The organism is Anaerotruncus sp. 1XD42-93, from assembly GCF_009917605.1.
Taxonomy (GTDB): Bacteria; Bacillota; Clostridia; order Oscillospirales; family Ruminococcaceae; genus Anaerotruncus.
The window spans coordinates 1-4,177 of record NZ_QZEG01000110.1 but is presented as its reverse complement, the minus strand read 5'-3'; the positions used below and the strand labels follow the sequence as shown (position 1 = coordinate 4,177).

Annotated in this window: 2 protein-coding genes and 2 pseudogenes; all 4 read right to left on the bottom strand. The window is 44.7% G+C overall.

What is annotated here, in order from left to right; genetic code table 11:
• Positions 1–650 (bottom strand): annotated as a pseudogene (locus D5269_RS16940) (DNA-binding protein); the annotation flags it as partial.
• A gap of 213 nt (positions 651–863) precedes the next feature.
• Entirely contained in the window at positions 864–1,040 is a 177-nt protein-coding gene (locus D5269_RS16935; protein ID WP_158605059.1) for a hypothetical protein, read from the bottom strand.
• The gene (locus D5269_RS16930) at positions 1,037–1,750 is read right to left on the bottom strand and encodes a DUF3800 domain-containing protein (RefSeq protein WP_120487123.1); all 714 of its coding nucleotides are present in this window, start codon (positions 1,748–1,750) and stop codon (positions 1,037–1,039) included. Before D5269_RS16930 ends, D5269_RS16935 begins: the two co-directional genes overlap by 4 nt.
• A gap of 12 nt (positions 1,751–1,762) precedes the next feature.
• A pseudogene (locus tag D5269_RS16925) lies at positions 1,763–4,105 on the bottom strand (type I restriction endonuclease subunit R); the annotation flags it as partial.
• Positions 4,106–4,177 lie beyond the last annotated feature (72 nt).

Here is a 4,177-nt window from a genome sequence, read left to right as displayed (position 1 = left end):
ATCTCTTCCTTTTCGGCGCGGGTCGCGTCACGGGGCTGGGGCGGCACTTCCGGCGCAGGCGGGGGAGCGGCGGGAGCCTCTTCCTTGCCCTTTACCGTGGCGGCCTTTCCGCCCTTGCCTTGGGACATTTTGTCTCGAGGTTGAGCCGGGGGCTTGTCCGTGGCCGCCTTGTCAGCCTTGGCCGGGCGGCCACGGCGGGCCCCCGTCCCTCCCGGTTCACCGGGCCCCGCCTTTTCTTCCTTGGGCTTGCGGCCCCGCCTACCCTTGGGTTTATCTGGCTCGGGCGTTTTTTCTTTGGCGGCCTTGTCCTTTTTGGCGGGCCCCTTTTCCCCGGCGGCCTTTTCCTCCGGGGCCGGGGTGGGCGGCTGTTCCGGTTCGGGCGGCTCGTTTTTTTCCACCTCCGCACGTTCCGCCGCCCGGCGCTCCGCCATCAGCTTTTCAATCTGGTCAGCGGATACACTCACCTCGCCGGGAGCACCAGCCGGGGCATCCTGGGCGGGTGGTTCGCCGCCAGTCTGCTCGGGGGCGTTCTCCGGGGCCGGGGGCTCCGGGGTGGGAGCGTCCTGGGCAGGAGCACCCGCCGGGCCGGCATCGAACAAGCTGGGCTGGGGATTTTCCTCCGGGCTCACGTTTAATTTTTCGTCTGCCATTCGTTACCTCCTTTTTTAATTTCGTAAATGTTGCACAAATCTTGCGCTAAAAGTTTGTTACTATTTTTTCGCCTCCCTCCCGGCTATCCACGCAAAAAAGCCGCCCGTTTTTTCATGCCGGACGGCTTTCTGCGTAATGTGATAGCTCAAATAATATTTTTTTGTGGGTGTAGGCTCCGAAAAGCCTTGATATTACAGTGTTCCTATTAAAACTCATTCATATTCAATCGGATGCCTGCGAATATTTACCTGCTTTCCTTCAAATGTAGGACGTGATTTTATAAAGTCATTCTGAAAAATCTCGTATAATGCCGCTTGATATTGAGGATAGTCATTATCATAGTCATCCCACAATTCTAATTTTGGCAACCAACAATTATCTCTTGTCATACTGTCCCTCCCGCTTCCCACGAAAGCAGGTTTATTTTTTCCTCACGCAATAACGTTGTTTTTCGCAATGTATAGCCTGAACGTTCTTTTATCAAATCAACAACTTCTTGCTTTGCACTACTCTTTACAAATCCATCAGGAAATCTGCGATTTTCATAACTGATAGCACCTATAATAACATCAACTATCTGCATGATTTGAACTTCATCAGATCGTATAGGTTGTAACCGCCGAATCACTTTTTGAGAAAAGTCATACATAGAATTGCAGCATACTTCTCTCAATTTTTTTGCCTTTCGAGCAGAGTTCTTATCTTTAATGTCAATATAAACCTCATAGTTATCAGTTGGAGAAAAGATAACTTTGAGCATATCAAAATACATTTTATAATACCACGTATCGTGTGTTTGATGATAGTGTTCGTGATTTAGTCTTGTCTTATCTGGAATAATGACACCCCGAAAATGTAAATCATCATCATCAAAGAAATAATTAATCAAATCTTTATACAAATCAACTTTTGCCGGGCTGATTTTCGTCCACTTCATTTCCATAGTCTCAGAAACATTATTTCTTTTCTTAATTTGACGAATCCTCTCATTAATTTCTTTCAGTTTTGATTGTGGACACCACACAGCCCCTAACACCATAACATTACTGTTATCATGTTCAAGATGACATGTCTCATCACAGTAAACATTATACAACATATTTTCACCACCTCAATTATATTTTTTCATTCCGTAATGCACCGGTTCCTCTGCCACCATAGATAGTGTTGGTTCTGTATCATAAAGATATGTAACCTTATCCGGTTCTTCTGAAGCTTCTGGGCTAACCAGTCCAAAGTATTTCTCAAAGAACGCTTTCAGTTTTTCAATAACTACCTGCTTCTTCTTATCACGAGAACCTCCACCTCCGAAACGGGAAACGGGCGGCATCAGTCGGTCAACATCTGTGCCAGTGGTTTTGAGTACGCCATCACGGAAAGCGTTCTCAACAAACTTTCTGGTTTCCTCCGACTTCAATTTTTCCTCTGTAATCAAAGTCTGAATATCTGTCTCACGCTGTTCTCTTACAAATCGTTGCCAATCTGCATTTACATTCGTGCTTGTATTGATAGTAGCAATGAAGTTTTCAATCAATTCCTTTTTAGACCTGAGTTGTAAACTGGACTTAATTGCCTTATCAATCGCAACAAGGATTTCCTTATCTTCACAGTTGTCATCCTGATACTTCCCAATCAGCATCAGGATATAGTCAATGTTGACTTCCACCTGTTTGACAAGCTCCATTTCAAAGACAACATCATCCATGATGCTATCCTTACTGCCTGACTTTGGCTTGATTTCATCGTACACATCATGGTATGTACCCGTGTAATCCTGAAAATCAATCGGAGACAGAATTTCATTTCCGACAAAACGGTCAAAGGCAGACAGGATATTTCTCAGTCGGAGAATGTTGCCGAACAGGACAATAAAATCTTTCTTGTTCTGCTCTCCAATGATCGGTTGCCCCAACGGATATTTTTGCAACAGTTCAGCAATTCGTTCTTCGTATCCTTTTTGCTCACGACCTTTATCATCAACGCAACCATAGTAATAGTCCTCATAGGATTTCAAAAGAACAATGCCGTTTGCATCCTTATCTCCGAACAGGGCGATGGCATCATTGGTCGCTTCTTCAAGGTCACGGAAGCAAACGATATTTCCGAAAGTCTTTACCGAGTTCAGGATACGATTTGTTCTGGAAAACGCCTGAATAAGACCGTGCATTTTCAAGTTCTTATCTACCCAAAGAGTATTAAGCGTTGTTGCATCAAATCCCGTCAGGAACATATTAACTACAATCAGCAAATCGACTTCACGCTTCTTAACCTTGTCAGACAGGTCTTTATAGTAGTCTTGGAAGCCCTTACTGGAAGTATCATAGTTAGTTTTGAAAGTCTTGTTGTAATCGCTGATTGCCATATCCAAAAAATCACGGGAAGTCTGGTCAAGTCCATCGGTATCAAAGCTTTCATCATCCAGAATACCATCTGCTGTGTCTGCTTCGTTTGCAGCGAATGAGAAAATGGTGGCAATGGTCAATTCCCGGTGCTGTTCTGTAATCTGTTTTTTCAGTTCCAGATAATATTTCTTGCAGACAGGAATAGAGCTAACTGCGAACATAGAGTTAAAGCCATTCACACGCTGACCTTTCAGGCTGTAATAAGAATTACGCATAGTCTTTTGGTCGAAGTGTTCCAGAATGTACTTCACGACCTCAGAGATACGCTCCTGAGATGCCAATGCTTCCTCAGTATCAATAGCACTAACTTGTTTGTCCTTGTTGCTGTCTTTCTGTTTAATGGTATTGATATAGTCGATGCGGAATGGAAGAACATTACCATCGTTGATAGCATCCACGATGGTATAAGTATGGAGTTTTGCACCAAATGCCTGTTCTGTGGTTCGAAGTTCAGGATTTCCGCCAGTTCCGGCATTGATAGCAAAAATCGGTGTTCCAGTAAATCCGAAAATATGGTAGTTCTTAAAGTGCTTGATGATGTTCGTGTGCATCTGTCCAAACTGGCTACGGTGGCACTCGTCAAACACAAGAACAACGTGCTTGCTATAAATCGGATGGCCCTTGTTCTTTGTGATGAACACATCCAACTTCTGAATGGTGGTCACGATAATTCGGGAAGTGCTATCCTCAAGCTGCCTTTGCAGGACTGCGGTACTCTTGTTGCCATTGGCAGCTCCTTTTTCAAAGCGGTCATATTCCTTAATGGTCTGATAGTCCAAGTCCTTACGGTCAACCACAAACAGAACCTTTTCGATATACGGCAGTCCTGTCGCAAGCTGGGCTGTCTTAAAGGAAGTCAATGTCTTACCGCTTCCTGTGGTGTGCCAGATATATCCTCCGGCTTCGATTGTTCCTGTTTTCTTGTAGTTGGTGGACACTTCAATCCTGTTCAAAATACGCTCGGTTGCCACAATCTGATAAGGTCGCATAACGAGCAACAATTCCTCAGAAGTGAACACGCAGTATTTTGTCAAGATGTTCAGAATGGTGTGCCAGGGCAACAGCATTTGAAATTATCCAAAAAGGATATCAAGAAGACGCTGTGGATTCAAGGCGGCGGCAAA

What these genes read in the sequence shown, in the direction of transcription:
- D5269_RS16930 (WP_120487123.1), bottom strand. Translation starts at nt 1,750, where the DNA reads ATGTTGTATAATGTTTACTGTGATGAGACATGTCATCTTGAACATGAT.
- D5269_RS16935 (WP_158605059.1), bottom strand. Translation starts at nt 1,040, where the DNA reads ATGACAAGAGATAATTGTTGGTTGCCAAAATTAGAATTGTGGGATGAC.